Annotated in this window: 25 protein-coding genes and 1 tRNA gene; 10 read left to right on the forward strand and 16 right to left on the reverse strand. The window is 63.3% G+C overall.

Features of this window, described 5'->3' with window-relative positions; all coding sequences use genetic code 11:
- Positions 1-59: 59 nt before the first annotated feature.
- Complete coding sequence (locus tag HQ843_RS04970; RefSeq protein ID WP_180899562.1) at positions 60-998, reverse strand: DUF6282 family protein; 939 nt, start codon at positions 996-998, stop codon at positions 60-62.
- A gap of 104 nt (positions 999-1,102) precedes the next feature.
- On the opposite strand from HQ843_RS04970, the gene HQ843_RS04975 reads away from it, so the two are divergent.
- The 3 genes from HQ843_RS04975 (at position 1,103) to HQ843_RS04985 (ending at position 2,720) form a co-directional block, all read left to right on the forward strand.
- A complete protein-coding gene (locus tag HQ843_RS04975; protein WP_180899561.1) occupies positions 1,103-1,885 on the forward strand; it encodes a helix-turn-helix domain-containing protein in 783 nt (260 codons plus the stop codon).
- A 110-nt stretch (positions 1,886-1,995) separates the two neighbouring features.
- Complete coding sequence (locus HQ843_RS04980) at positions 1,996-2,352, forward strand: type II toxin-antitoxin system RelE/ParE family toxin (RefSeq protein ID WP_180899560.1); 357 nt, start codon at positions 1,996-1,998, stop codon at positions 2,350-2,352.
- Positions 2,352-2,720 (forward strand): XRE family transcriptional regulator, encoded by a 369-nt coding sequence (locus HQ843_RS04985; RefSeq protein ID WP_180899559.1) that lies wholly within the window; start codon positions 2,352-2,354, stop codon positions 2,718-2,720. Before HQ843_RS04980 ends, HQ843_RS04985 begins: the two co-directional genes overlap by 1 nt.
- A 55-nt stretch (positions 2,721-2,775) precedes the next feature.
- On the opposite strand, the gene HQ843_RS04990 is transcribed toward HQ843_RS04985, so the two are convergent.
- The 5 genes from HQ843_RS04990 to HQ843_RS05010 all read right to left on the reverse strand — a co-directional run bounded on the left by HQ843_RS04990 (position 2,776) and on the right by HQ843_RS05010 (position 5,493).
- Positions 2,776-2,851: transfer RNA gene (locus HQ843_RS04990), tRNA-Thr, on the reverse strand.
- Between the two features lie 102 nt (positions 2,852-2,953).
- Positions 2,954-3,565 (reverse strand): GTP cyclohydrolase I FolE, encoded by a 612-nt coding sequence (folE, locus tag HQ843_RS04995; protein ID WP_180899558.1) that lies wholly within the window; start codon positions 3,563-3,565, stop codon positions 2,954-2,956.
- Positions 3,566-3,610: 45 nt separating this feature from the next.
- Positions 3,611-4,516, reverse strand: a complete 906-nt coding sequence (locus tag HQ843_RS05000; protein ID WP_180899557.1) for a DMT family transporter — start codon at positions 4,514-4,516, stop codon at positions 3,611-3,613.
- Between the two features lie 104 nt (positions 4,517-4,620).
- Positions 4,621-5,139 (reverse strand): AAA family ATPase, encoded by a 519-nt coding sequence (locus HQ843_RS05005; protein WP_180899556.1) that lies wholly within the window; start codon positions 5,137-5,139, stop codon positions 4,621-4,623.
- Positions 5,140-5,145: 6 nt separating this feature from the next.
- Positions 5,146-5,493 (reverse strand): MliC family protein, encoded by a 348-nt coding sequence (locus tag HQ843_RS05010; protein ID WP_180899555.1) that lies wholly within the window; start codon positions 5,491-5,493, stop codon positions 5,146-5,148.
- A 155-nt stretch (positions 5,494-5,648) separates the two neighbouring features.
- Here HQ843_RS05010 and HQ843_RS05015 point away from each other — a divergent pair, with 155 nt between their 5' ends.
- A complete protein-coding gene (locus HQ843_RS05015) occupies positions 5,649-6,935 on the forward strand; it encodes an Hsp70 family protein (protein WP_180899554.1) in 1,287 nt (428 codons plus the stop codon).
- A 260-nt stretch (positions 6,936-7,195) separates the two neighbouring features.
- Here the strand turns inward: HQ843_RS05015 and HQ843_RS05020 are convergent, their stop codons facing one another.
- The 5 genes from HQ843_RS05020 to HQ843_RS05040 form a co-directional block, all read right to left on the reverse strand.
- Positions 7,196-8,041: an ATP-binding cassette domain-containing protein gene (locus HQ843_RS05020; protein ID WP_180899553.1), complete on the reverse strand. Its 846-nt coding sequence runs from the start codon at positions 8,039-8,041 to the stop codon at positions 7,196-7,198.
- Positions 8,038-8,880 (reverse strand): ABC transporter ATP-binding protein, encoded by an 843-nt coding sequence (locus HQ843_RS05025; RefSeq protein WP_180899552.1) that lies wholly within the window; start codon positions 8,878-8,880, stop codon positions 8,038-8,040. Before HQ843_RS05025 ends, HQ843_RS05020 begins: the two co-directional genes overlap by 4 nt.
- 5 nt (positions 8,881-8,885) lie before the next feature.
- Positions 8,886-9,794 (reverse strand): ABC transporter permease subunit, encoded by a 909-nt coding sequence (locus tag HQ843_RS05030; RefSeq protein ID WP_180899551.1) that lies wholly within the window; start codon positions 9,792-9,794, stop codon positions 8,886-8,888.
- 10 nt (positions 9,795-9,804) lie between these two features.
- Positions 9,805-10,812, reverse strand: a complete 1,008-nt coding sequence (locus HQ843_RS05035) for an ABC transporter permease subunit (protein ID WP_180899550.1) — start codon at positions 10,810-10,812, stop codon at positions 9,805-9,807.
- Positions 10,813-11,032: 220 nt separating this feature from the next.
- Entirely contained in the window at positions 11,033-12,628 is a 1,596-nt protein-coding gene (locus HQ843_RS05040; RefSeq protein ID WP_180899549.1) for an ABC transporter substrate-binding protein, read from the reverse strand.
- Positions 12,629-13,110: 482 nt separating this feature from the next.
- On the opposite strand from HQ843_RS05040, the gene HQ843_RS05045 reads away from it, so the two are divergent.
- From HQ843_RS05045 to nadC, 4 genes are all read left to right on the forward strand, one after another.
- Positions 13,111-14,007, forward strand: a complete 897-nt coding sequence (locus HQ843_RS05045) for an NUDIX hydrolase (protein WP_180899548.1) — start codon at positions 13,111-13,113, stop codon at positions 14,005-14,007.
- Between the two features lie 154 nt (positions 14,008-14,161).
- On the forward strand, positions 14,162-15,133 hold the full coding sequence (gene nadA / locus HQ843_RS05050; RefSeq protein WP_180899547.1) for a quinolinate synthase NadA: 972 nt from the start codon (positions 14,162-14,164) through the stop codon (positions 15,131-15,133).
- Positions 15,130-16,656 (forward strand): L-aspartate oxidase, encoded by a 1,527-nt coding sequence (locus HQ843_RS05055; protein ID WP_180899546.1) that lies wholly within the window; start codon positions 15,130-15,132, stop codon positions 16,654-16,656. The genes nadA and HQ843_RS05055 overlap by 4 nt, the downstream gene beginning before the upstream one ends.
- Before the next feature lie 11 nt (positions 16,657-16,667).
- Positions 16,668-17,516, forward strand: a complete 849-nt coding sequence (nadC, locus tag HQ843_RS05060) for a carboxylating nicotinate-nucleotide diphosphorylase (protein ID WP_180899545.1) — start codon at positions 16,668-16,670, stop codon at positions 17,514-17,516.
- On the opposite strand, the gene HQ843_RS05065 is transcribed toward nadC, so the two are convergent.
- A complete protein-coding gene (locus HQ843_RS05065; protein ID WP_180899544.1) occupies positions 17,495-18,040 on the reverse strand; it encodes a dihydrofolate reductase family protein in 546 nt (181 codons plus the stop codon). The two genes, nadC and HQ843_RS05065, sit on opposite strands and share 22 nt — an antisense overlap.
- Before the next feature lie 44 nt (positions 18,041-18,084).
- Here HQ843_RS05065 and HQ843_RS05070 point away from each other — a divergent pair, with 44 nt between their 5' ends.
- Positions 18,085-18,639 carry a TetR/AcrR family transcriptional regulator gene (locus tag HQ843_RS05070; protein ID WP_180899543.1) on the forward strand — a complete coding sequence of 185 codons (555 nt, stop codon included), beginning with the start codon at positions 18,085-18,087 and terminating at the stop codon, positions 18,637-18,639.
- Here HQ843_RS05070 and HQ843_RS05075 read toward each other — a convergent pair.
- Together HQ843_RS05075 and HQ843_RS05080 are read right to left on the reverse strand one after the other, a co-directional pair.
- Complete coding sequence (locus HQ843_RS05075; protein WP_180899542.1) at positions 18,627-20,453, reverse strand: SLC13 family permease; 1,827 nt, start codon at positions 20,451-20,453, stop codon at positions 18,627-18,629. The genes HQ843_RS05070 and HQ843_RS05075 overlap by 13 nt on opposite strands.
- 339 nt (positions 20,454-20,792) lie before the next feature.
- Entirely contained in the window at positions 20,793-21,053 is a 261-nt protein-coding gene (locus HQ843_RS05080) for a hypothetical protein (protein WP_180899541.1), read from the reverse strand.
- Between HQ843_RS05080 and HQ843_RS05085 the strand changes: the two genes are divergently transcribed.
- On the forward strand, positions 21,040-22,149 hold the full coding sequence (locus tag HQ843_RS05085; RefSeq protein WP_246710283.1) for a DUF2778 domain-containing protein: 1,110 nt from the start codon (positions 21,040-21,042) through the stop codon (positions 22,147-22,149). The two genes, HQ843_RS05080 and HQ843_RS05085, sit on opposite strands and share 14 nt — an antisense overlap.
- 175 nt (positions 22,150-22,324) lie before the next feature.
- On the opposite strand, the gene HQ843_RS05090 is transcribed toward HQ843_RS05085, so the two are convergent.
- Together HQ843_RS05090 and nrdF are read right to left on the reverse strand one after the other, a co-directional pair.
- Positions 22,325-23,071, reverse strand: a complete 747-nt coding sequence (locus HQ843_RS05090) for an SDR family oxidoreductase (RefSeq protein WP_180899540.1) — start codon at positions 23,069-23,071, stop codon at positions 22,325-22,327.
- A gap of 189 nt (positions 23,072-23,260) precedes the next feature.
- The gene (gene nrdF / locus HQ843_RS05095; protein WP_180899539.1) at positions 23,261-24,238 is read right to left on the reverse strand and encodes a class 1b ribonucleoside-diphosphate reductase subunit beta; all 978 of its coding nucleotides are present in this window, start codon (positions 24,236-24,238) and stop codon (positions 23,261-23,263) included.
- Positions 24,239-24,247: the final 9 nt, after the last annotated feature.

Genomic DNA, 24,247 nt, shown 5'->3' on the forward strand with positions numbered 1-24,247 from the left:
GGCGGGCTTCATGTCGGTTTTCGTGTCTCGGCGCCCGTCCGGCACACGGAGAAAGGGTTTCAGTCGAGGCCGACGAGCTTCGCCGAATTGTCGCGGACCATCACGCGCACATCCGCCTCGGAAAAGCCGAGCGCGAGCAGCAGCTTGATCGCCTGGCGCATGCCTTCGACCGGCGACGGGTTATCGACCTGTCCAAGGTCGGAGCCGATCGAGGAATGCTCGACGCCGGCGGCCAGGATGTGCTCCTTCAGTTCGTCCGGCGAGAACACGTTGAAGCGCGAATCCACATAGAGGCAGGCCGACTGCTCGATCAGCGCGCCGAACCGGGCAAGCTCGGTGATGTCCTGATAGGTGAAGTGCAGGCCATACATCGGATGGTTGACCAGAAGCCGCTTGACGCCGCGCTTCTTCGCCTCCTCGAACAGTTTCCAGATCTCGTAGACGTGGAGATGGCCCGACGACAGGATCGCGTCGAAGGCGGCGATCGAATCGAGGATCTCCTTGACCACGTCGAGAATGTCGCCATAGGCGTCGAGCACGGTGATGCCCGGTGACTTCTTGAGCTGGACGTTGGAGGCAAGCCGCGACTTGCGGTGGGAGGAGCGGATGTGGTTGGCCGATTGCGCCGTCGGCATCCAGACGAGCTTTGCGCCCTGGTTGAGCTGGGCGTCGACCACGAAGGGGTTCAGCCCGCCGGTGGTGTTGTTCAGCACCAGCCCGCCATACATCGCCACGTTCAGATGGCCGAGCACCCGTTCCATGATCGGCAGGAAGGGTGCTACGGAATAGTGATGATCCTTGAACATGATGCCGCGCATGCCGGCGGCCGCCGCCTGTTCCACGGCCTGGAAATGATCGAGCTGGCGCGCCATCGTCGAGGGGCCGGAATGGACGTGCAGATCCACCGCCCCCTTCATCAGCCCGTCGACGACGCCGTCATCGATCGTTGCCATCAGCGCGCGCGCCTTCTCCCTGTTGTCCGCCCCGACGTCTGCCATGCCATTCTCCTTGTCTCACTGGAAAAAGGTATAGGGCTTGACAATTTGCGCCGACAACGTGCAAACCCCACCCGTTTCGACAGACGAAACGCCGGGAGGACAAGGTGAGCATTCGTTCGATAGAGCGCGGACTGCGCGTGCTGCAGGAAATGAACCTGCAGCCTTATACATCCATCGCCAGCCTTCATGAGCGCACCGGGCTACCGAAGCCGACGCTGGTCAGGATCCTGAAGACGCTGGAACAGGCCGGCTATGTGGAAAACGATCCGCGCGTCGGCGGCTATCAGCTGAGCGCGCTGGTGGCCTCGCTCAGTTCCGGCTACCACAAGGAGCCGATGGTGGTGGAGGCAGGCCGCCCCTGGGCCGTGGCCGTCACCCGCAAATATCAGTGGCCGGTCTCGATCGCGCTCTTGGACCGCGATGCCGTGGTGGTGCGGTTTTCGACCGTGCCGGACAGTTCGGTCTCGCCGTTCCACAAGACCGTCAACATGCGCCTGCCGCTGATCACCCGCGGCCTCGGACTTGCCTATGTCGCCTTTGCCGAGGAGGAGGAACTGGTGCTGATCCTGCGCATGCTGCAGATGTCGGACGACCCCGAAAACGAGCTTGCCCGCAACCCGGAAAAAATGGCGCGGCTGATCGCGATGACCAAGGCGCGCGGCTATGCCACCCGCGCCACCCATGTCGAGCCGCGCAACTCCGATACCATCGCCGTGCCCGTGTTCAACGACGCCGGCCGCGTGGTCGCAAGCCTCGGCCTCACCTATTTCCGCTCCGCCTTCTCCTCCCAGCGCGAAGCCTGCGAACGCTACGCCCCGGTCCTGAAATCCGCCTCGAAGGAGATCACGCGGGATCTGACGCGGTTGAAGAGCAGTGCTTTGGTTTGAAAGGGCGATAGCGACAGTGCAGGCATTATTCTTCGATGACAAACAGCGTAACCTGCTGCGCGCGACATAATTTATAGGGTTGAAATTATATAAGGTGAAAGTTATATCTGATGGCATGGAATGTGGTATTCGATGATAGCTTCGCCGACGAGTTCAAGGCGTTCGACAAAGAGGTCAAGATCGAGTTGCGCGCAATGATCCTGCTGCTCGGGGAGCGTGGACCTGAGCTCGGACGACCACGGGCTGACACACTCAACGGCTCGAAATACGCAAACATGAAGGAGCTTCGGTTTAATGCCGCTGATGGAGCCTGGAGGGCCGCCTTTGCATTCGACCCCCACAGGAAAGCCGTTATCCTCGTCGCGGCTGACAAATCGGGCACTAGCGAGAAGAAGTTTTACAAGACGCTGATCGGTACGGCCGATAAGCGTTACAAGGCGCATTTGAACGCGTTGGAGAAGAAGTGATGGCCAAATCCGCAGAAGACGTTTTTGCCGAAACAATGACGCCTGAGATGATCGCGGCGTCCGACCTCCGGGCGAAGGAATTACTGGAGGAATACGATACCCTTCAGAAGCTTCGCAAGGCGCTCGACCTTACACAGGAGCATATTGGAAAGAAGATGGGCAAAAAGCAGGTGTCGGTGGCGCAGCTTGAAAAGCGCTCCGATTTCCTGCTTTCCACGCTTCGGGAATATGTTGAGGCTCTCGGCGGAGAACTCGAGTTGGTCGTCAAGTTCGAAGGCCACGATCCCGTTCGCCTTGCAGGGATCGGTGAAAAGTCAATTTCGGAAGTCCCCCGGAAGCGGAGCCAGTCCCGTTCCGTCGCGGCCTAGTCCTTCGACGCGGACAGCAGATCAAACAAGAAAACATTATGATTTGGAAGCTTAATGGTGCCGCCTACGTGACTCGAACACGTGACCCCCGCATTACGAATGCGATGCTCTACCAACTGAGCTAAGGCGGCCCGAACGCGGTTGCGCGTTGCAGTGCGCTGTTACAGGCTCTTCGGCGATTTTTCAAGCGTCTTGGGGGCGGGGGCTGAAAAAAATGGCTGGCGCGCCGCCGGTCAGGCAGCGCCCTTCAGCAGCGACAGCGTTTCAGCGCGGCGGTCGCGGTCGGTATCGAACAGGCCGCGGGTGACGAGGGTGACGGTTTTGGAGCCGTGCGCCTTGATGCCGCGCATCGCCATGCACATGTGCTCGGCCTCGACCATCACCATCACGCCCTTCGGCGCGAGCGCGTCTTCGATCGCATCCGCGATCTGGCCGGTCAGGCGTTCCTGCAATTGCGGGCGGCGGGAAATGGTATCAACCACGCGGGCGAGCTTGGAAAGGCCGGTCAGCCGGCCGCCATCGGGCAGGTAGGCGATATGGGCCTTGCCGAAGAACGGCAGCAGATGATGCTCGCACATGGTGTGAAACACGATATCCCTGACGACGACGATGTCATCATGGCCGTCTTCCTGAAACACGGTATCAAGATGGGTGCGCGGGTCTTCGTCGCGGCCGGAAAACACCTCTTGGTACATCTTGGCGACCCGGAGGGGCGTATCGCGCAGGCCCTCGCGGGCGGGATCCTCGCCGAGCGCCACCAGAATATCATGAACCGCCTTCATGATCGCCTCGCGCTGAAGACGGGCGGCCTCGAGGGCATCGATATCGGTCGCAATTGTGTTCACGCGTCACCTGTGTTCTGTCGCGGGCTTATGTAGGCCTTCGGACCATCAGGGTTCAAGCCCTGATTTCGTCGTGATCCGATCCGGCGCCCGCTGGTCGCGCGCCGTCAGCAGGCAGGCAATCACGATCAGCCCACCGCCGAACAGCGTCGGCCATGCCGGTATCTCGCCGAAAAACACGAAGCCGAAGAAGCCGGCCCAGACCAGCGCCGAATAATCGATGACGGCGTAAAGCGAGGCGGGGATGCGGGCAAGGGCGGAAATCAGGCAGATGAAGCCGACCGCGCCGCAAAGCCCGATCAGCCCGATCTGCCAGTAGAGCGCGGGCGCGGGCGTCTGCCACAGCACGATGGCCAGCGGCAGGCAGAAAAGCCCGGCGAAGACGGTCTGCATCAGGCTCAGCGTCACCGGATGATCGTCGGCCGAGGACTTCTTCATCGCGATCGCCGTGAAGGCATAGGCGAGCGGCGCGCCAAGCCCCGCCGCGATCACCGGCAGCGTGACCGGCGGGCCGGCAAAGCCCGAGCCCTTGGCGGCAACGATCAGCGCCGAGCCGGAAACCGCGAGCGCCAGCGCGATCAGCACCGAGCGGCCGGGCCGTTCGCCAAACACCAGCGCGCCCAGCATCGCCATATAGATCGGCGCCGTCATCGCCAGCGCCAGCGCCATCAAAAGCGGCATGCCGACAAGGCCGTAGAAGAACAGGCTGGCCGTCACCGCCGCCAGAAAGCCGCGCAGGATATGGGCCTTCATGAACCCCCGGCGCGGCCATTTGCGAACAAAGATGCAGACGAACAGCGCAAGAAACAGCGCCGAGACGGCATAGCGCAGGAACACGACCTGAAAGCTCGACAGTTCCGCGCCGAGGCTCTTGGCCAGCGCATCAACGCCCGAAAGCACGGCCACCGCCGCCACCGCAAGGCCGACGCCGGACATCCGGCTTGCTGCTGCCATGAAACGCCTCCCGCCCGCGCGCATACCGGGCAACGCATCAGCCGATAGCGCCGCCGATGCGGACCGTCAAGCCGCAGAACCGGCCCAGCGGTTCGCTGACCGGTTCAAACATGGCCGAGGACAAAATCGACCCGCGCCTCCACCGCCATCTTCGGCAGGATGACCGGGCGATAGCCGTGCGCGGGATAGAATTTCAGCAGGCGCTGATATTCTTCCACGCCCCGTTCCAGCCCGTGCCGGCGCTCGTCGTCGTTTTCGAAGATCTCCGGCCAGGGCGGCGTCATGAACGCGACGGCATTGTAGCGGTATTGCGAAAGCAGGCCGGGTGCGGCACCGGTGACATGAGAAAGTGCTGCCACCGCATCCACAAGGCCGCGATCGAAGAACACCGGGCCATCATGGCGGCGCATTCGCTCGAAATCGGCGATCGCCATGTCGATGGCGCGCCGGGCGAAGGCTTCGGGATCAACCCATGGCAGGGCCGCGCCATCGCCTGCCAGTTCCTCCGCCACGATCCGGCGGCCGGGCTCTTCCACGGCCGCATGGCCGCGGCGGGCAAGGGCTGCAATCAGCGTCGTCTTGCCCCCGCCCGAACAGCCGGAAATGACGAAGAAATTGTCCACCGTCTCTCAGGATTTGCCGGTGCAGGCAATGCCGGGATCGTTTTCACCCTTGGTGACGTTGTAAAGCGTGCCGTCATTGCCCTTGCTCCACCAGACATAGGGACCGGCGGCATAGCGCGCGCCGGAGGCTGCGATGACGTTGGCGGCGATGACGTGATTGTCGGGCCACTGAAGCTCCGCGAGCGCGATCTGTCCGCCATTGATGTAGCGGGCGTCGAGCGTGAAATCGCCGCAGTCGTAGCTGGCCGAGATCTCCGTGGTCCCTTCGGGCAGCGCGAGCGAAACCTTGTCCTCCGCTTTGGCATGAAGGGCGGCGAGCGAAATCGAAATTGCGATGAAAATTGCGGCTTTCATGAAGTCCTCCTGTCGTTGCCGCGCCATGATACACGGCTTCGCCGTCGACGCCGACACGCATAGGTTTATATCCCTAAATTGCTTCCGGTCCCTTGCAATCACTCCAAGGCGGCGTATAAACGCCGGCCCTTTCGCACCGCAACAGGATATCCCCCATGAGCGCGCTCGGCCTCGACTTCGGCACGACCAACACCGTGATCGCGATCCCCGGCGACAATGCCGGCGAGACCCGGTCGCTCTCCTTCGAAAGCCGCGCCGGCATCACCGATACGATGCGCACCTGCCTGTCCTTCATGAAGGATAGGCAGGCGGGCTTCGGCGCGCCGCTTGCCACCGAGGCCGGTGCCGCCGCAATCCGCACGCTGATCGACCATCCCGGCGAATGCCGGTTCCTGCAATCGATCAAGACCTATGCGGCAAGCCCGCTGTTCAAGGAAACCGCGGTTCTCGGCCGCCGCCATTCCTTTGCCGATCTGATGGCGGTGTTTCTGGAAAAGCTGATGAGCTATGCCGGCGATGGCTGGCCGGCGGATATCAGCCGCGTCGTCGCCGGCCGGCCGGTGCGTTTTGCCGGCATCGGCGCGGATGAGGCGCTGGCGCTCGCGCGCTACAACGACGCGCTGTCGCGCTTCGGCTTTCCCGAGATCCGCTTCGTGCTGGAGCCGGTGGCGGCGGCCTGGTATTTCGCCGAGCGGCTTCAAAGCGATGCAAATGTGCTGGTCGCCGATTTCGGCGGCGGCACCACCGACTATTCGATCATCCGGTTTTCGAGGACGGCGGGAAAGCTCTCCGCCGAGCCGCTGTCGCATTCCGGCGTCGGCGTTGCCGGCGACATGTTCGACTACCGCATCATCGACAATGTCGTGAGCCCGATGATCGGCAAGGGCACGCATTACAAAAGCTTCGGCAAGACCCTCGACGTGCCGTCGAATTACTACGCCAATTTCGGCCGCTGGAGCCAGCTTTCGATCTTCAAGACCACCCGCGACTTCACCGACCTGAAAAGCCTGGTGCGCGATGCGACAGACCCGGACGCGCTGGACCTGTTCATCGACCTGATCGAGAATGACGAGGGCTATCCGCTCTATGAAGCCGTCTCGGCCGCCAAGCGGGCGCTGTCGGACGGCGACGAGGCCGAATTCTTCTTCGCGCCGCTCGGCCGCGACAGCCGCCGCACCATCCGCCGCGCCGATTTCGAGGGCTGGATTTCCGGCGAGCTCGGCCAGATGGAGGCAGCGCTCGACGAGGCGATCGAGGGTGCCGGGCTTTCACCGCAGGAGATCGACAAGGTGTTCCTGACCGGCGGCACCTCGTTCGTTCCGGCCGTGCGCAAGATTTTCGAGAACAGGTTTTCGGAGATCGAGACGGGCGGCGAACTGCTTTCGATCGCCCACGGTCTGGCGCTGATCGGGGCGGGCGAGGCGTTTCCGCGAGAGGTCTGAGGGTAGGCGTTGCTGAAAATCAGCCGAGCGGGAGACCGCGCGGAGTAGAGCGGAAAACAAACAGCGATCCCTCTGTGGGTCGTCGCCACGCTGTCTTCCGTCATGCCGGCCTTGAGCCGGCATCCAGGGCCACATATCCGATGCCCGTCGCAGGGCCCTGGACCCCGGCTCAAGGCCGGGGTGACGGAGTTGGATGGCGGGTTTTGTAACTTGACTATCTCCGTTTCGAAGAAGGAGATTGTGGGAGGCGAGACCTCACCCTATCCGCCAGCCGCCATCTTCGCCTGCTTGGCGGCGAGCCTTGCGCGGATGCTCTCCACGTCGGCCTTCGGCGTCGCCTTGAACAGGGTCCGGGTATAGTCGTGCTGCGGGTCGGAGAACACGGCGTCGCGGGTGCCGCGTTCGACCACTTCGCCGAAATACATCACCATGATCTCGTCGCAGATATAGCGCACCACCGACAGGTCGTGGGAAACGAAGATATAGGTGAGGTCGAACTCGTCCTGAAGGTCGGCAAGCAGGTTCAGGATCTGGGCCTGCACCGAGAGATCGAGCGCGGAGACCGGCTCGTCGAGCACCAGCAGGCTCGGATTGAGGATCAGCGCGCGGGCGATCGCGATCCGCTGGCGCTGGCCGCCGGAGAACATGTGCGGATAACGGTCGAAATGCTCGGGCCCGAGGCCGACCTTCTTCAGAAGGTCATGGGCCTTGTCGCGGCGGTCGCTCGCCGTGTCATCGGTATTGAGCAGCAGCGGTTCCATCAGCACGTCGCCGATCTTCTGGCGCGGGTTGAGCGAGCCGTACGGGTTCTGGAACACGATCTGCACCTTGCGGCGCTGCCCGGGCGTCGGCCGCGTTTTCGAAATGTCGACGGCCTGACCCTCGATTTCGAGGTCGCCACCGGTCTGGGCATCGATCATGGTGATGATCCGGGCAAGCGTGGACTTGCCGCAGCCGGATTCCCCCACAAGCGCCAGCGTCCTGCCGCGCTCGACGGAAAAATCGACGCCCTTCAGCGCACGCACCGTGCGGGCATTCCTGAACATGCCGCCGGGCACGATGTAATCGCGCACGATACCGGTGCCTTTCGCTACGATCTCGCTCATGCGGCACCTCCGGTGTAATCGGCGGAATAGTCGATGGTCGGCAGGCGGTCGCCGGTGGCGTTTTCGGGCAGCGCCGAAAGCAGCGCCCTGGTGTAGGCGTGTTTCGGGTTTTCGAACAGCGACAGCACGTCGGCCTCCTCCATCATCCGGCCCTTGTATTGCACCACCACCCGGTCGGCGGTTTCAGCCACCACGCCCATGTCATGGGTGATCATGATCAGCGCCATGCCGGTCTCGGCCTGAAGATTGGCGAGCAGTTCGAGGATCTGCTTCTGGATCGTGACGTCGAGCGCGGTGGTCGGCTCGTCGGCGATCAGCAGCTTCGGTGCGCAGGCCATGGCGATCGCGATCATGATGCGCTGGCACTGGCCGCCCGACATCTGGTGCGGATAAGCCTTCAGACGGTCTTCCGGGTCCGGCAGGCCGACGGCCTGAAGCAGTTCGATGGCGCGGGCATGGCGGGCCTTCCTGTCGAGGTCGGTATGCTGTTTCAGCACCTCGTCGATCTGGAACCCGGCGGTGAAGCACGGGTTGAGGCTCGCGACCGGCTCCTGAAAGATCATCGCGATATCCTTGCCGATGATCCGGCGCCTTTCCTTTGCCGAAAGGTTCGAGATATCGCGGCCCTCGAAGGCGATGCGATCGGCCTTCACGGTCGCCGTCGTCGGCAGCAGGCCCATCACGGCGAGCATCGCCACCGACTTGCCGGACCCGCTCTCGCCGACGATCGCCAGCACCTCGCCCCTGTCGATCCGGTAGGAGGCGTTGTGCAGCACCGTGGTTTCGCCCGCGGCGGTCGGGAAGCTGACGGAAAGGTTCTGAACGTCCAACAGCGGCATGGTCTCTAACTCCGCTTCAGCTTGGGATCGAGCGCGTCGCGCAGGCCGTCGCCCACGAGATTGATCGCCAGAACCGTGATCAGGATGGCAAGGCCGGGGAAGGTGACGACCCACCAGGCGCGCAGGATGAATTCGCGGGCCTCCGCCAGCATCGTGCCCCATTCCGGCGTCGGCGGCTGCGCGCCCATGCCGAGAAAGCCAAGGGCGGCGGCCTCCAGAATGGCGTTGGAGAAGGAGAGCGTGGCCTGCACGATCAGCGGCGCAAGGCAATTCGGCAGGATGGTCTTGAACATCAGCCGCAGATTGCGCGCGCCCGCGACGCGGGCCGAGACCACATATTCCCGGCGCGCTTCCGCCATTACCGCCGCCCGCGTCAGCCGCGCGAAATGCGGCTGCAGCACAAGGGCAATGGCGATCATGGCATTGAACAGGCCGGGGCCGAGCACTGCGACCAGCACCAGCGCCAGAAGCAGCGGCGGGAAGGCGAGGATCACGTCCATCACCCGCATGATCGCGACATCGACCCAGCCGCGGAAGAAGCCGGCCAGCAGCCCGAGCGTGATCCCGAGCAGCAGCGCCACCGACACCACCACGAGGCCGATCACAAGCGAATAGCGCGAGCCGAAGATCAGCCGCGAGAGCATGTCGCGGCCGACCGCGTCCGTGCCGAGCGGGAAGGTCAGCGTTCCGCCTTCCTGCCAGAATGGCGGGGTCAGGAACATGTCGCGATATTGCTGATCCGGATTATGCGGCGCCAGAAGCGGCGCGAACACCGCAACCAGCACCAGACAAATGATGATGACGAGGCCGACGACCGCGCCCTTGTTCTGGCTGAAATAGTGCCAGAATTCGGACAGCATCTGCAGGCGGATATTTCTTTTTTGGACCGGCTGGCCCAGCGTGCTGTCTGACATGGCTGAGCTCCTATTGGTGGCGGATGCGCGGGTTGATAAAGCCGTAGGTCAGGTCGACGAGCAGATTGACGAGCATCACCAGCCCGGCAATCAGTACCAGCCCGCCCTGGACGACCGGATAGTCGCGGCGCGAAATCGAATCGATCATCCACTTGCCGATGCCCGGCCAGGAAAAGATCGTCTCGGTCAGGATCGCGCCGGCCATCAGCATGCCGACCTGCAGGCCGATCGTGGTGATCACCGGGATCATCGCGTTTCTGAGCGCATGAACCCCGATGACGCGCCTGCCGGAAAGCCCCTTGGCGCGGGCGGTGCGGACATAGTCCTCGCCCAGCACTTCCAGCATCGCCGAGCGGGTCTGGCGGGCGATCACCGCAAGCGGGATGGTGGCCAGCACGATTGATGGCAGGATCAGGTGGGAAAGCGCCGAGGTGAACGCGCCCTTTTCGCCCGACAGCAGCGAGTCGATCGTCATGAAGCCGGTGACCGCCGGGAAATAATAGAGCAGCGAGATGCGGCCGGACACCGGCGTCCAGCCGAGAATCCCGGAAAACAGGATGATCAGCAGCAGACCCCACCAGAAGATCGGCATCGAATAGCCGGTGAGCGCGACGCCCATGGTCGCCTGGTCGAACACCGAGCCGCGCTTGACCGCCGACAGGATGCCCGCCGGTATGCCGATGATGATGGCAAGCAGCATCGCGCAGATCGCGAGTTCGGCGGTGGCCGGGAACAGATTCAGGAACTCCCGGAACACCGGTTGCTTGGTGGCGATCGAAACGCCGAAATCGCCATGCAGCAGCCCCCAGACATAATCGAGATACTGCACCACGATCGGACGGTCGTAACCGAACTGGTGGAGGAGCTTCTGGTATCGGTCGGGGTCCATGCCGCGCTCGCCGGCCAGAAGCAGCACCGGATCGCCGGGCAGGACGCGCACGAAGCCGAAGGCAACGATGGTGATCCCGATAAAGGTCGGGATAATCAGCAAAAGCTTGCTGAACAGAAATCTGAGCATGGCGATTCCCGGAAACGGAAGAGGGCCGCATTGCCGGCGCCCCGGTCTGCTGCCAAGCCTGTCATCCCCGTCAGGGGTCCTGCCCGGGCCTGACCCGAGCATCCTGGCCACACGGTGGGCGCGGCCTGGACCCTCGGGTCAAGCCCGAGGGTGACTCCCGATCGGGAGAGGTTTCGGCAAACCGGAGCCGCGTTACCGGCCCCCTTCTCCTGTGCGAGCCTTATTCGGCGATGGTCACATCATCGAAGCGGTGATAGCCGAGCGGATCCATGACAAAGCCTTCAACCGAGGTCGTCATCGGCATGAACACCTTGGAATGGGCGATCGTGTTCCACGGCGCCTGTTCCTTGAAGATCACCTGAGCCTGCTTATAAAGCTCAGTGCGCTCTTCGGTGTCGGAGGTGATCTTGGCCTTCTGGATCAGATCCTCGAACGGCTGGTAGCACCACTGGGCGCGGTTGGAGCCGCCCACGGCATCGCAGCCAAGCAGCACGGCCAGGAAGTTGTCCGGGTCGCCATTGTCGCCGGTCCAGCCGAGCAGCACGGCGCCGTCGCGGTCTTCGGCCGAAGACCGGGCCAGATATTCGCCCCACTCATAGGAAACGATCTCGGCATCGACGCCGACCTTGGCGAGGTCGGCCTGCATCAGCTCGGCCATCCGCCGCGCGTTCGGGTTATACGGACGCTGCACCGGCATCGCCCAGATCTTCATGGACAGATCGGTGACGCCTTCCTCTTCCAGCATCGCCTTGGCGGCGTCCGGATCGTAAGGGTCGTCCTGAACCGCGTCATTATAGGACCACATCGTCGGCGGGATCGGGTTCTTGGCAACCTCGCCGGCGCCCTGGAACACCGATTCCAGAATGGCCTGCTTGTCGACGGCCATGTTCAGCGCCTTGCGGACCTTCGGATTGTCGAAGGGCGCGACCTTGGTGTTGTAGGCGAGATAGCCGACATTGAGGCCTTCCTTGGCCATGACGGTGAGGTCGTCATTGGCTTCCAGCGCTTCCAGATCGGCGGGCGCGGGATAGACCATGACCTGGCATTCGCCGGCTTCGAGCTTCTGGCGGCGAACGGCGGCATCGGTGGTGATCGCGAAGATCAGCGTGTCGAGTTCTTCAGCGCCCTTGTAATAGTCCGGATTGGCCTTGTAGCGGATGACGGCATCCTGCTGGTAGTTCACGAAGGTGAACGGACCGGTGCCGACCGGCTTCTGGTTCAACTGCTCCAGATTGCCGGCGGCTTCGAGCTGGTCGGCATATTCCTTCGACATGATCGAGGCGAAGTCCATGGCGAGGTTCGCGATCATCGGCGCTTCCGGCCGGTTGAGCACGAACTTGACCGTCATGTCATCGACCTTGTCGATGCTCTTGATCAGGTCCGGCATCGACATGCCATTGAAATATTCCCAGGAGATGCCGGGCGCGTACTGGTACCACGGGCTGGTTTCATCCATCTGGCGCATGAACGAGAAGATCACGTCGTCGGCGTTCATCTCGCGCGTCGGCGTGAAATAGTCGGTGGTCTGGAACTTGACGCCCGGACGGAGGTGGAAGGTATATTCCAGACCGTCATCGGACACGTCCCAGCTCTCGGCAAGACCGGGCTCGACCTCGGTGGAGCCGTGCTTGAATTCGGCGAGGCGGTTGTAAATGGCGCGCGAGGAGGCATCGAATGTCGTGCCTGCGGTATAGGGCGCCGGATCGAAGCCCTCGGGCGAGCCTTCCGAGCAATAGACCAGCGTCGACGCGCTGGCCGCGCCGCCGAGCGATACGAAGACGCTCGTGGCGAGCGCTAGAGCCTTCAGTTTTTTCATCATTTTCCCCTTGTGGTTCATTTCGTCGACGGCGTCTCGCCGCCAAGGTCTTGCCTCTTCCGGCACCGTTTGGCTTTGCGCACGGCTCCGACAGATGCTGAACTGAGTGCGGGTCCGCGCCCAACCGCGGACGTCACACATGTGGTGAGACTAGCGCTTTTTATTGACCGTGCAATCAAAAAACATGTTCCCGTTCTCGCGTCAGGCGCGGCAAACGCATGAAATCCTTGCATTTTCCATCGTTTTCTTATTTTCGGCAAAATATGGCAATAAGCGCGTAATCCTGTTTCGCCAAACCCGCCATAATTTTCCAGAAATTGCTTTCCACAGGCGACCATACAAGCAGCACGCCATTTGCCAATCATGCGAAAGTCTGAGAGCCCTTGATTTCGCGGCTTATCGATATGACCGGTTTGGTGCTATCCTGTCTGGTACCCTTCAGCCTGAAATGAAGCGGCTCAAAAGCCTCACCCGGAGCGTCCGTGACCGAAGCCCGCGTCCATGCCGAACTGATCGCCGTCCTGACCGCGCTCACCAATGACGCGCCGCGGGTGATGACCGTGCGCATGGGGGCGGCGCTGCCCTCCGGCCCGTTCGAGAACGGCCACCGCACGCTGCAGGGCGGTCTCAACTCCTGGATCAGGGCCCAGACCGGCCATCCCGTCGGCTATCTCGAGCAACTCTATACCTTCGCCGACCGCGACCGTGGGTTTGACGGCGAGCACACCATCTCGATCAGCTATCTGGGCCTTGTGCGCGAACAGCCGCCGCCCGGCAGCGGCGGGCCGCTGTGGAAGGACTGGTACACCTATTTCCCGTGGGAGGATCTGCGCGAGGGCCGGCCGGAGATACTGGAACAGGTCAGCGAGATGATGATGCAGTGGGCGATGAGCGAGCGGCCCGGCCGGGCCGAACGCCGCCACCGCATCCGCTTCGCCTTCGGCATGGACGGCATGGCCTGGAACGAGGAGCTGGTGCTGCAGCGCTTCGAGCTGATGTATGAGGCCGGGCTGATCGCCGAGGCCGGACAGACGCCGGCCTTCTGGTTCGGCAAGCCGATGGCCGCCGATCACCGCCGGATTCTGGCGACCGCGATCGCAAGACTGCGCGCCAAGATCAAGTACCGGCCGGTGATCTTCGAACTGATGCCGGAAAGCTTCACGCTGCTTCAGCTTCAGAAATGCGTCGAGGCGCTGGCGGGCCTCAAGCTGCACAAGCCGAATTTCCGGCGCCAGATCGACCAGCAGAACCTGATCGAGGAAACCGGGCAGACATCCGACAAGGCCGGCGGCCGGCCGGCCAAGCTTTACCGCTATCGCCACGCGATCGTCGAGGAACGGGCGCTGACGCTTTCGAAACTCCCGCTCGCGCGTTCTTGACTCTCCGTCAATAAAGGCTTATTGCTTGCGCCCATGATATACTCAATGTGAGTATTAATAAACCAGAGCGAGGTTTCCCCAACGCCTCCCCTGGCAGGCCCGGCGCGACTTCCCCGATTTTTCCGCGCCGGGCCGAACAATGGAGATACCGCAGATGAACGCGCCCTTTTCCGCAGCAAGCCTCTACGACCGCGTCGCCCATGTCATTCCGAAGGCTGAATGGCTGAGCTTTTCCGACGATATCGAGGCGATCCACCGCCTGAAGCGGGAGCGCAACGCCGTCATCCTCGCCCACAACTACCAGACGCCCGAGATCTTCCACGGCGTCGCCGATATCGTCGGCGACAGCCTGGCGCTGGCGCGCGAGGCGACAAGGGTCGATGCCGATGTCATCGTGCTCGCCGGCGTCCACTTCATGGCCGAGACCGCCAAGCTGCTGAACCCGGAAAAGACGGTGCTGATCCCCGACATGGCCGCCGGCTGTTCGCTGGCGGATTCGATCACGCCGGAGGATATCGCGCTGATGCGCAAGGCCCATCCCGGCGTCCCGGTGGTCACCTATGTCAACACTTCCGCCGCCGTCAAAGCCGCCTCCGACATCTGCTGCACCTCGGGCAATGCCAAGAAGGTGGTGGAATCGCTCGGCGTGCCGAAAGTGCTGATGCTGCCGGACGAATATCTCGCCCGCAATGTCGCCCGCGAGACCGATGTCGAGCTGATCGCCTGGCGCGGCCATTGCGAGGTCCACGAGTTGTTCACCGCGGAAGATGTGCGCGAGATGCGCGAGTCCTGGCCCGGCGTCACCATCATCGCCCATCCCGAATGCCCGCCCGAAGTCGTGGCCGAGGCCGATTTTTCCGGCTCCACCGCCGGCATGTCGGATTATGTCGCAAGCGCCCGGCCCGGCCGGGTCGTGCTTTTGACGGAATGCTCGATGAGCGACAATGTCGCGGTCAATCATCCCGATGTGGATTTCGTCCGGCCCTGCAATCTGTGCCCGCACATGAAGCGGATCACGCTCGGCAATATCCGCGAAGCCCTTCAGGAGATGCGCCACGAAGTGACGGTCGATCCCGCGATTGCCGGTGATGCGCGCCGCGCCGTCGAGCGGATGCTGGCGGTATGACCCCCGTTGTCATCATCGGCTCCGGGATCGGCGGGCTGGCGACGGCGCTGGCGCTTGCGCCGCTGCCGGTTGTGCTGGTGACGAAGGCGGCGCTCGGCGCCGAGACCTCCACCGGCTGGGCGCAGGGCGGTATCGCGGCCGCCCTTGGCGACGACGATAATGCCGGGCTGCATCTCGCCGACACGCTCGCTGCCGGCGACGGGCTGTGCGACACTGAGGCGGCCGCGCGCATATTGCGGGCCGCGCCGGACGCCATCGCCTTCCTCGAACGCCACGGCGTCGCCTTCGACCGCGCTCCCGATGGCCGGCTTGCCTTCGGTCTGGAGGCGGCGCATTTCCGGCGACGCATCATCCATGCCGGCGGCGATGCCACGGGGGCCGCCATTGTCGCGGCGCTGACGCGGTCCGTTACAGAAACGCCCTCGATCACGGTGTCTTCCGGCTTCGAGGTCCGCCGCCTGCTGGTTCAGGGCAATGCAATCTGCGGGCTTGCCGGCGTGAAGGATGGCCAACCGATCCGGCTCGCCGCCTCCCAGATTGTGATCGCGACCGGCGGCATTGGCGGGCTCTACGATGCCTCGACCAATCCATCGGGCAATTTCGGCCAGGGCGTGGCGCTTGCCGCCCGCGCCGGTGCGGCCCTTGCCGATATGGAATTCGTGCAGTTCCACCCGACAGCCCTTGCGAGCGACATCCGCCCGCTGCCGCTGATCAGCGAGGCGGTGCGCGGCGAGGGCGCGATCCTGGTGAACGAGAAGGGCGAGCGCTTCCTGGCCGCAACGCCGGGCGCCGAGCTTGCGCCCCGCGATGTCGTCGCCCGCGCGAACGCTGCCGAGATCGCCCGGGGCGGCAGGGTTTTCATTGACGCGCGCACCGCTCTCGGCAGCCGGTTCAAAGCTCGTTTCCCCGAGATCTTCGCGATCTGCGCCCGCACCGGTATCGACCCGGCCACGGACCTCATTCCGGTGCGCCCGGCCGAGCATTATCATATGGGCGGGATCGCCGTGGATGCGGCGGGACGCACCACGGTTCCAGGTCTCTATGCCGTCGGCGAATGCGCGGCCACCGGCCTTCACGGCGCCAACCGGCTGGCGAGCAACTCGCTGCTGGAGGCCGCCGTCACCGGCCTTGCCGCTGCCTCGGTCATCAAAGCCGCGCCCAGCGCTCCGCAGCAGTCGCTTCCGGCGATCGCGCCGCCCCCGACGCCCCGGCTAGAAACGGTACGCGCCATCGTGTCGGAAACGCTCGGCGTCACCCGCTATCGCGCCGCGCTCGACCATGCGATCGGCGCCCTGCTGCCGCTTGCCGAAGGCGACGGCGCGGAGGCCGATCCGGCGATCGTCGCGCTCGCAATTGCGGTGTTTGCGGCACTGCGCGAAGAATCCCGCGGCGGCCATGCCCGCATCGATTTTCCGCAAAGAAACGCCGGAAGCCAGCGGCGGACGATGACGCTCGACGCCGTGATTGCCCATGCCCGCGCCCTTTCAATGCCGGGACGGGTCGCCCTCGCCCGAAGCGCCTGAGGACCACATCCATGCTGCCCCGCCTGATCATCGAACCCACTGTCCGCCGCGCGCTTGAGGAAGACCTCGGCCTTGCCGGCGATATCACCGCCAATGCCGTGATCCCGGCCGGCCACCGCTCCACCGTGGTGATGGCGGCGCGCAGGCCGGGCGTGATCGCAGGCCTCGATGCCGCCGAACTCGCCTTCACGCTCACCGATCCCGCAATCGTCATGACCCGGCATGTCGAGGATGGCGGGAAGGTCGAAGCCGGCGATGTCGTCGCGACCGTGACCGGCCCCTCGCGCGGGCTCTTGACGGGCGAGCGCACCGCGCTCAATTTCCTCGGCCACCTTTCCGGCATAGCGACGGTGACCGCCGGGGTCGTTGCGGCAGTCGCCGGCACCGGCGCGGCGATCGTCTGCACCCGCAAGACCACGCCGGGGCTCCGGGCGCTGGAGAAATACGCCGTGAAGGCCGGCGGCGGCGGCAATCACCGCTTCTCGCTCGCCGATGCCGTGCTGATCAAGGACAACCACATCGCGATCGCCAGCGGCATCCGCCCGGCGCTTCAGGCGGCGAAGAAGAACGCCGGCCATATGGTCAAGATCGAGGTCGAAGTCGACACGCTCGACCAGCTCCGCGAGGCGATGGACGAGGGCGCTGACGCCGTGCTGCTCGACAACATGTCGCCGGAGACGCTCAGCGAAGCCGTCGCGATCGTCGCCGGCCGCGCGATCACCGAGGCATCCGGCGGCATCACGCCCGAGACGGCAGGTGCGGTCGCCAGGGCCGGCGTCGACCTGATCTCGATCGGCTGGCTGACCCATTCCGCCCCGGTACTCGATATCGGGCTCGACTACCGGACGACGGAAGCCTGAGGGAACGCGTAATGCAGCCTGACGCAGCCCCGGTCGAGCGCCTTCGCGCTGATCAGGCGCGGCTGTGCCGCAAATCCCGTTGCCGGAAACAGCGGTTGGCCCCCGCCGATGAGTTCCGGCATGAGATAGATCTCGATCTCATCGAGCGCGCTCCGCTCGATGAATGCCATCTGCAGCTTGCCGCCGCCGAGCATCCAGACGTCGCCATCGGCCAGCGCCCGCAATTCCGCAATCAGGCTGTCGATATCCGTCCTTGCCTCGATCGCGCCCTTCGGGCGGTCGATGGGGCGTGATGTAACGACCAGCGCCCGCTTGCCATCGTATGGCCAGGGGCCTTCCATGCGGTCCAGAAAGTCATAGGTGCCCCGCCCCATGACCACGGTGCCGATCCGCTCCAGATAGCGATTATAGTCATGCTCGCCGAGGTCGAGGCCGTCATAGCGGAACAGCCAATCGAGATTGTCGTCATGCCCCGCGATGAAGCCATCAAGGCTGGCCGCGATATAACCCACAATTTTAGCCATGTGCGCTCCTTGTTTATAAATGAATATTCATTTATAAACGTCTCATGCCTAGAAACAAGACAATTTCCGAGCTGGCTCTCCTCGCCATATTGCTCGACGCCGTGGCCGAGATCGGCCCGGATGGCCTGACCTTCGCGAAGGCTTCGGCGCGAAGCGGCCTTTCTGCGCCGACGCTGGTGCAGCGATTCGGCGATCGCAAGGCGATGATCGAGGCCATACTGCTGTTCGCCTGGGACCAGCTCGATGAGGCGACAGAAGCCGCCGATGCCGCTTTCCCGGTTTCGCCCCGCGGCGCGGTCGATCTTCTTCTGCATCTCACGCCCGATCCCGAACATGGTCTCGATGGTGGTTTGCCACTTCTGCGGGAAGACATGCGCAACCCGGCGCTCAGGGCGCGCGGCAGCGCCTGGGGCGACCGGCTTTCAGCCGCGCTCACGCGCAGACTCGGGCGTGACCCGGCGCTGGGCAGGCAGATGGCAAGCCTCTGGCAAGGCGCCATCATCTGGTGGGGTTTCGACCGCAACGGCGCACCGCAGGCGGCCATCGGTAAGGCGCTCGAAAGCTGGTGCCGGACCGCCGGCCTCGATCAAAGCCCGTAATACCAGGGCGCCGCCAGCGCGAACACCACGGTGAGCAGCACGATCAGCGGCACGCCGGCGCGGATGAAATCGCCGAAACTGTAATGGCCCGGCCCCATGACCATGAGATTGGTCTGGTAGCCGATCGGGGTGGCGAACGAGCAATTGGCGGCGTAGATCACGGCTGCGGCGAAGGCTTCCGGCGGCGCGCCGATCTGATGGGCCATGCTGAGGCCGATCGGGATGAACAGCGCGACCGCCGCGTTGTTGGACAGCACATTGGTGAGGATCGAGACGCCGACGAACAGCAGCACGATCATCACCGAAGCCGAGGAGCCCCCGCCGAGCGCGACGATGCCTTCCGCGATCAGTTGCGCGCCGCCGGTTGCCTGAAGCGCGGTCGCCATTGCGATCGACGCCCCGACAAGCAGGTATATCTGACGGTCGAAGGCGCGGGCTGCCTGCTGCAGCGTCAGGCAGCCGAACAGGATCATCAGCAGCGCGCCGGCAACGGCGTTGACCACCATCGGCGACAGGCCCGTGGCCGACAGGATGACGATCGCCGCGAATATGCCGCTTGCGACCAGCGCCTTGTCGCGCGGCGGCACGCTCTGGGCCGAGTGCTCGAGCAGCAGGATATCGTGATTGCCGCGCATCGAGACGAAATCGTTCTCCCGGCCGCCGATCAGGAGCGTGTCGCCCGCCTCGAAGCGCAGTTGCGACAGCGGCGCCCGCGTCATCCGGCTTTTCCGCCGGACCCCGAATATGGTGATGTTGAAGCGCTGCTGGATGCCGCTGAAACGCACCGTGCGCCCCTCGAACAGCGAACCGGGGGTGATCACCGCCTCGGCCAGGTGATAATGCGCGCCGACCCGCCGCTCCACGGCCGGCAGGGTTCCGTCCGGCGGCGTCGACAGGCTGATCTCGCCCTTGGCCAGCAGATCCATGAAGCCCTTGCGGGTCCCGGTCATCTGCAGCCGGTCGCGGGGCCGCAGCGTCAGATCGTCGTCATAGGGCGGCAGCAGGACCTTGTCGTCGCGAACGAGGGCGTGCAGCGACATCGGCGCAAGCGCGGGAAAGAAACCCGAGCGGGCGCGCTCCCCGACAAAGCGGCTTGCCTCGAGCAGAACCACCTCGCCCAGAAACTGGGTGCCGGCGCTCTCCTGTTCGAACCGCTTTACCGAACTCTCCCGGGTAAAAATCCGCGGCATCACGAACAGCACATATAAAGCGCCGGCGGAGGCGAGAATGACGCCCATGCCGGTAATATCGAAAAACCCGATATTGACGCCCTCCCGGGCCGCGACACCCGCCGCGATCAGATTGGTCGATGAGCCGATCATCGTCGTCATGCCGCCCAGAATGGTGATGAAGGAGAGCGGCATGAATATCTGGTAGGACGGCAGGCGGAACCGCGCGGCAAGCGAGGCCAGCACCGGAATGAAGATGACGACGACCGGCGTGTTGTTCAGGAACGCCGAGGTGATGCCGCAGGTTGCCAGGATAACGATGATCAGCAGCCGCGGATTGGAACCATAGAGCCGTCCGATCCGGTTGGTCACGCCCTCGAGCGCATCGGTCGCAAACAGGCCCTGGCCGACGATCAGCAGGGCCAGCACCGTGACCAGCGCCGGCGAGGAAAACCCGGCGAGCATGTCCTCGATCGGCAACGTCTTTCCGCCTTCCATCGTAAACGGGAACGCGCCGAACAGCACCAGCAGCAGGCCGAACGCGGCGAGCGACACCGCTTCGATCGGGAATCGGTCAAGGGAGTAAAGGCCGATCGTTCCGACGATAATCGCCATCGTCGCCACGAGATGAAAATGTTCGATCAAAAGAGCCTCATAAAAAAAGAGATCCGGACACACGCCCCCTGCAGCCGGAACGATCCTCTCGCTCCGGCAAACTTAAAGGACGATCCCGGGGGCGTCGAAAATGAGACTTTGACAGTATTCCCGAGGCGTCCGCAAGTCCTGACCATACGTCCCGGTGACGGACGCGGCGGGAGAAAAGGCGGAAAGCCCGGCAATCATGGACCCGGATCGTCGCGTTCATGAAAGAGACACGCGGTAGCCTCGTCCTGTCCGCATTTTCAGGTTTTATCCGGTGAGGCCGCATTTTCTCCCATTTTGGATTTTAGGCGCTCACCCAAGGAAGCGACGTACACGTCAAGGTCAAATATCCGGAACGAAGAAGGCCAATGCCAGCGCCAGAGGACCCAGCCAGATGCCGTCACAGAATTTTTTTCCCGTTCGCCAAAACTCTATATCCAACAGCCTTGCCGCCTTCTCCGGCCGCAATGAATGCCGGAAACCGCGCATGATCCGCCCCGGGCGTAATGAAAAATTTACCCTGCGCACAGTATTTTTCCGACTGGCACCTGTCACACCGTCTTTGAGTTTTGCGTAGGAAGTGTGTTTCGTGACGTCGATCAAGAATTCGAAATCCCGCCCCGGGCGAGATCGCAAGAGCGGTTTTATACGCCTTTCGCTCGCAGTCGCCATGATTGCGATCGCCGGCGGCGCGATCATCACCATCGCCTCGTCGCCGATTCTTTCGGCAACGGTCTCCAGGCCTGAGTTCGCCTCCTCGCGAGGCATCAACCTCATGGTCAATCCGGCCTTCAAAGCCCCCCAGCGCGCCCAGAGCGCGAAGGAGGCGAGGCTGATCGCTGCCCGCAACGGTCAGGCCCGCGCCAAACCCGCGCTCGCCGCGGATGATATCCGGCAGGCGCTGCTGGCGGGGCGCGTGAAACAGGCGGGGCGCATTGCGCTTGATGATCTCCAGCGCGATCTGGTCGGCCGCCAGATCGCCGACAATGCCTCCTCCGAAATCGCGCTTGCCGGCATTCCACCGGAGCTTCAGCCCAAGATAACACCGACGGCCGTGCCGACGCCTGCGGACCCATCCACGGCGCTTGCCGCGCTTGCCCCGGGCGACGGCGGCACGACGGCTGACGATGCCTTCAAGCTGGTGCTTCAGGGCGCCGATTCCTCGCGGCTTTCGCCGGGCGAAGTGCCGCTGCCGGCCAAACGGCCCGCCGGCATGCAGCTCGCCTATGCCGATTTCGGCCATGACGATCTCGACGACATCATGGGCGATGTTCCCGGCCGCACCAAGAAGGTCGCCGTCTACGATATCGCCGCCGCAAAGGTCTACATGCCGGACGGCGAGGTCATGGAGGCCCATTCCGGCAAGGGCAAATATCGCGACAACCCGAACGGCACCCATGTGAAGATGGCCGGCGCGGTGCCGGCGGCAACCTACAAGCTGACCATGCGCGAATCGCTGTTCCACGGCGTCCCCGCGCTGCGCATGACCTCGGTCGACGGCACCAACCCGCTCGGCCGCACCGGCATTCTCGCCCACACCTACATGCTGCGCACACCCGGCGATTCCCATGGCTGCCTGGTGTTCAAGGACTATTACAAGTTCCTGAAGGCCTACAAATCCGGCAAGGTCGACTATATCGTCACCGTTCCGAGCCTGGAGGAAGGGACCAGCACCCTACTGGCGAACCGCGGCGTGTGAACGACAGGCGGGAGAGCGAGCGCATCGGACCGTCGGGTGAAAAAGTGAAATCCGGTTTTTCGACAACCCGATGTGCCGAACCAAGAAGCCAGATCACCGGGCGGTTCAGAAGAACCGGCCGATGATCCCACGCCCCGGAGACGGGGGGCTTCATTCATGTAGCGGTTCGTCCTTGCTATTTCACCGCCTCGACCGCGCCAACGGTTGCGCCGCCGTCGATTATGAATTCCGTGCCGGTGGAGAAGGTCGCCTCGGTGAGCAGGAAGCGGACGAGGCGGGCGACTTCCTCGGGCTCCCCGAATCGCGGCAGGGGCTGGGCCTTTACCATGGCATCATCCAGACTGGCGGTCATCGCGGTCGCGATCGGGCCGGGATGGATCGAGCAGACCCGGACATTGTCGCGCGCCAGATCCAGCGCCGCAGCCTTGGTCATGCCGCGAACGGCCCATTTCGACGCGACGTAACCGACGAGCGAGGCATAGCCCTGCAGGCCTGCGGTCGAGGAGGTATTGACGATCGCGCCGCCGCCGGCGGCGATGATCGCGGGCGCCGTGAAATGCATGCCGTAGAATACGCCATTGGCGTTGATATCCATGATCTTGCGGAAATCTTCAGGCGTGGCGTCGATCACGCTGGAGAACATCGCAATGCCGGCATTGTTGAACAGCGCATTGACGCCGCCGAAGGAATCGGTGGCGCGCTTCACCGCATCCTGCCATTCCTCGGGGCTGGTGACATCGAGATGCTGATAGATGGCATTGTCGCCGAGTTCGCCGGCAAGCTTCTCGCCGGCCGCATCGGAAAGGTCGGCGATCATCACCTTCGCGCCGCCTTCGACCAGAAGACGCGCGGTTGCCGCGCCGATACCGCTGGCGCCGCCGGTGACGATCACCCGGAGGTCTGCTGTTTTCGGATTGTTCATGGCGTTATCTCCCATTTTCTGCCATCGCCCCGTTCCGGTTATGTCCGTCAGGGCTTACAATGATTATGGCAGACAAATCATGGCCACTGTTTGACACAGGGCAATTCATAAAGAGAAGGCAACACATGCAAAGGCCCGTGTTTCATGGAAACACGGGCCGGCTTTTTTCATCTGCTTTGAAACAGGAACTCAGAAATCCCAGTCGTCGTCCTCGGTGGCGATCGCCTTGCCGATGACGTAGGAGGAGCCGGAGCCGGAGAAGAAGTCGTGATTCTCGTCGGCGTTGGGCGACAGCGCCGACAGGATCGCCGGGTTGACCTTGCAGGCCTCCGGCGGGAACAGCGCCTCGAAGCCGAGATTCATCAGGGCCTTGTTGGCGTTGTAATGCAGGAAGGCCTTCACGTCCTCGGTCAGCCCGACCGAATCGTAAAGCGACTCGGTGTATTTGGCTTCGATTTCATAAAGCTCGAACAGCAGGCCGAAGGTAAAGTCCTTGATCGCCTCGCGCTCGGCGTCGGAAACCTTCTTCAGGCCCTGCTGGAACTTGTAGCCAATGTAATAGCCGTGCACGGCCTCGTCGCGGATGATCAGGCGGATCAGGTCGGCGGTGTTGGTGAGCTTGGCGCGGCTCGACCAGTACATCGGCAGATAGAAGCCCGAATAGAACAGGAAGCTCTCAAGGAAGACGCTCGCGACCTTCTTTCGAAGCGGATCGGTGGCGCGGTATTCCTGCAGGATGAGCTTCGATTTCTCCTGAAGGAAGGCGTTTTCCTCCGACCAGCGATAGGCATCATCGACTTCCGGCATCGAGCACAGCGTGGAGAAGATCGAGGAATAGGAGCGGGCGTGAACGGCTTCCATGAAGGCAATATTCGTCAGCACCGCCTCTTCGTGCTGGGTGACGGCATCCGGCATCAGCGTGATCGCGCCGACCGTGTTCTGGATGGTGTCGAGCAGCGTCAGGCCGGTGAAGACGCGGATGGTGAGCTGCTGCTCGCTTTCCTTCAGCGTCGACCATGACGGAATGTCGTTCGACAGCGGCACTTTCTCGGGCAGCCAGAAATTGCCGGTGAGACGGTTCCAGACCTCAAGGTCCTTTTCGTCGACGATCCGGTTCCAGTTGACGGCGCGCGGCACGGTGACGACGGGCTTCTTCTGCATGTTCATGGACTTTTT

Origin of the sequence: Martelella sp. NC20, assembly GCF_013459645.1 — a bacterium.
In the GTDB taxonomy this organism is placed as follows: domain Bacteria; phylum Pseudomonadota; class Alphaproteobacteria; order Rhizobiales; family Rhizobiaceae; genus Martelella.

Excerpts from the sequence above, each read along its gene's own strand:
- HQ843_RS04970 (WP_180899562.1), bottom strand. The coding sequence starts at position 998 with ATGGCAGACGTCGGGGCGGACAACAGGGAGAAGGCGCGCGCGCTGATG.
- HQ843_RS04980 (WP_180899560.1), top strand. The coding sequence starts at position 1,996 with ATGGCATGGAATGTGGTATTCGATGATAGCTTCGCCGACGAGTTCAAG.
- HQ843_RS04985 (WP_180899559.1), top strand. The coding sequence starts at position 2,352 with ATGGCCAAATCCGCAGAAGACGTTTTTGCCGAAACAATGACGCCTGAG.
- HQ843_RS05000 (WP_180899557.1), bottom strand. The coding sequence starts at position 4,516 with ATGGCAGCAGCAAGCCGGATGTCCGGCGTCGGCCTTGCGGTGGCGGCG.
- HQ843_RS05010 (WP_180899555.1), bottom strand. The coding sequence starts at position 5,493 with ATGAAAGCCGCAATTTTCATCGCAATTTCGATTTCGCTCGCCGCCCTT.
- HQ843_RS05015 (WP_180899554.1), top strand. The coding sequence starts at position 5,649 with ATGAGCGCGCTCGGCCTCGACTTCGGCACGACCAACACCGTGATCGCG.
- HQ843_RS05020 (WP_180899553.1), bottom strand. The coding sequence starts at position 8,041 with ATGAGCGAGATCGTAGCGAAAGGCACCGGTATCGTGCGCGATTACATC.
- HQ843_RS05025 (WP_180899552.1), bottom strand. The coding sequence starts at position 8,880 with ATGCCGCTGTTGGACGTTCAGAACCTTTCCGTCAGCTTCCCGACCGCC.
- HQ843_RS05030 (WP_180899551.1), bottom strand. The coding sequence starts at position 9,794 with ATGTCAGACAGCACGCTGGGCCAGCCGGTCCAAAAAAGAAATATCCGC.
- HQ843_RS05035 (WP_180899550.1), bottom strand. The coding sequence starts at position 10,812 with ATGCTCAGATTTCTGTTCAGCAAGCTTTTGCTGATTATCCCGACCTTT.
- HQ843_RS05040 (WP_180899549.1), bottom strand. The coding sequence starts at position 12,628 with ATGAAAAAACTGAAGGCTCTAGCGCTCGCCACGAGCGTCTTCGTATCG.
- nadA (WP_180899547.1), top strand. The coding sequence starts at position 14,162 with ATGAACGCGCCCTTTTCCGCAGCAAGCCTCTACGACCGCGTCGCCCAT.
- HQ843_RS05055 (WP_180899546.1), top strand. The coding sequence starts at position 15,130 with ATGACCCCCGTTGTCATCATCGGCTCCGGGATCGGCGGGCTGGCGACG.
- nadC (WP_180899545.1), top strand. The coding sequence starts at position 16,668 with ATGCTGCCCCGCCTGATCATCGAACCCACTGTCCGCCGCGCGCTTGAG.
- HQ843_RS05065 (WP_180899544.1), bottom strand. The coding sequence starts at position 18,040 with ATGGCTAAAATTGTGGGTTATATCGCGGCCAGCCTTGATGGCTTCATC.
- HQ843_RS05070 (WP_180899543.1), top strand. The coding sequence starts at position 18,085 with ATGCCTAGAAACAAGACAATTTCCGAGCTGGCTCTCCTCGCCATATTG.
- HQ843_RS05090 (WP_180899540.1), bottom strand. The coding sequence starts at position 23,071 with ATGAACAATCCGAAAACAGCAGACCTCCGGGTGATCGTCACCGGCGGC.
- nrdF (WP_180899539.1), bottom strand. The coding sequence starts at position 24,238 with ATGAACATGCAGAAGAAGCCCGTCGTCACCGTGCCGCGCGCCGTCAAC.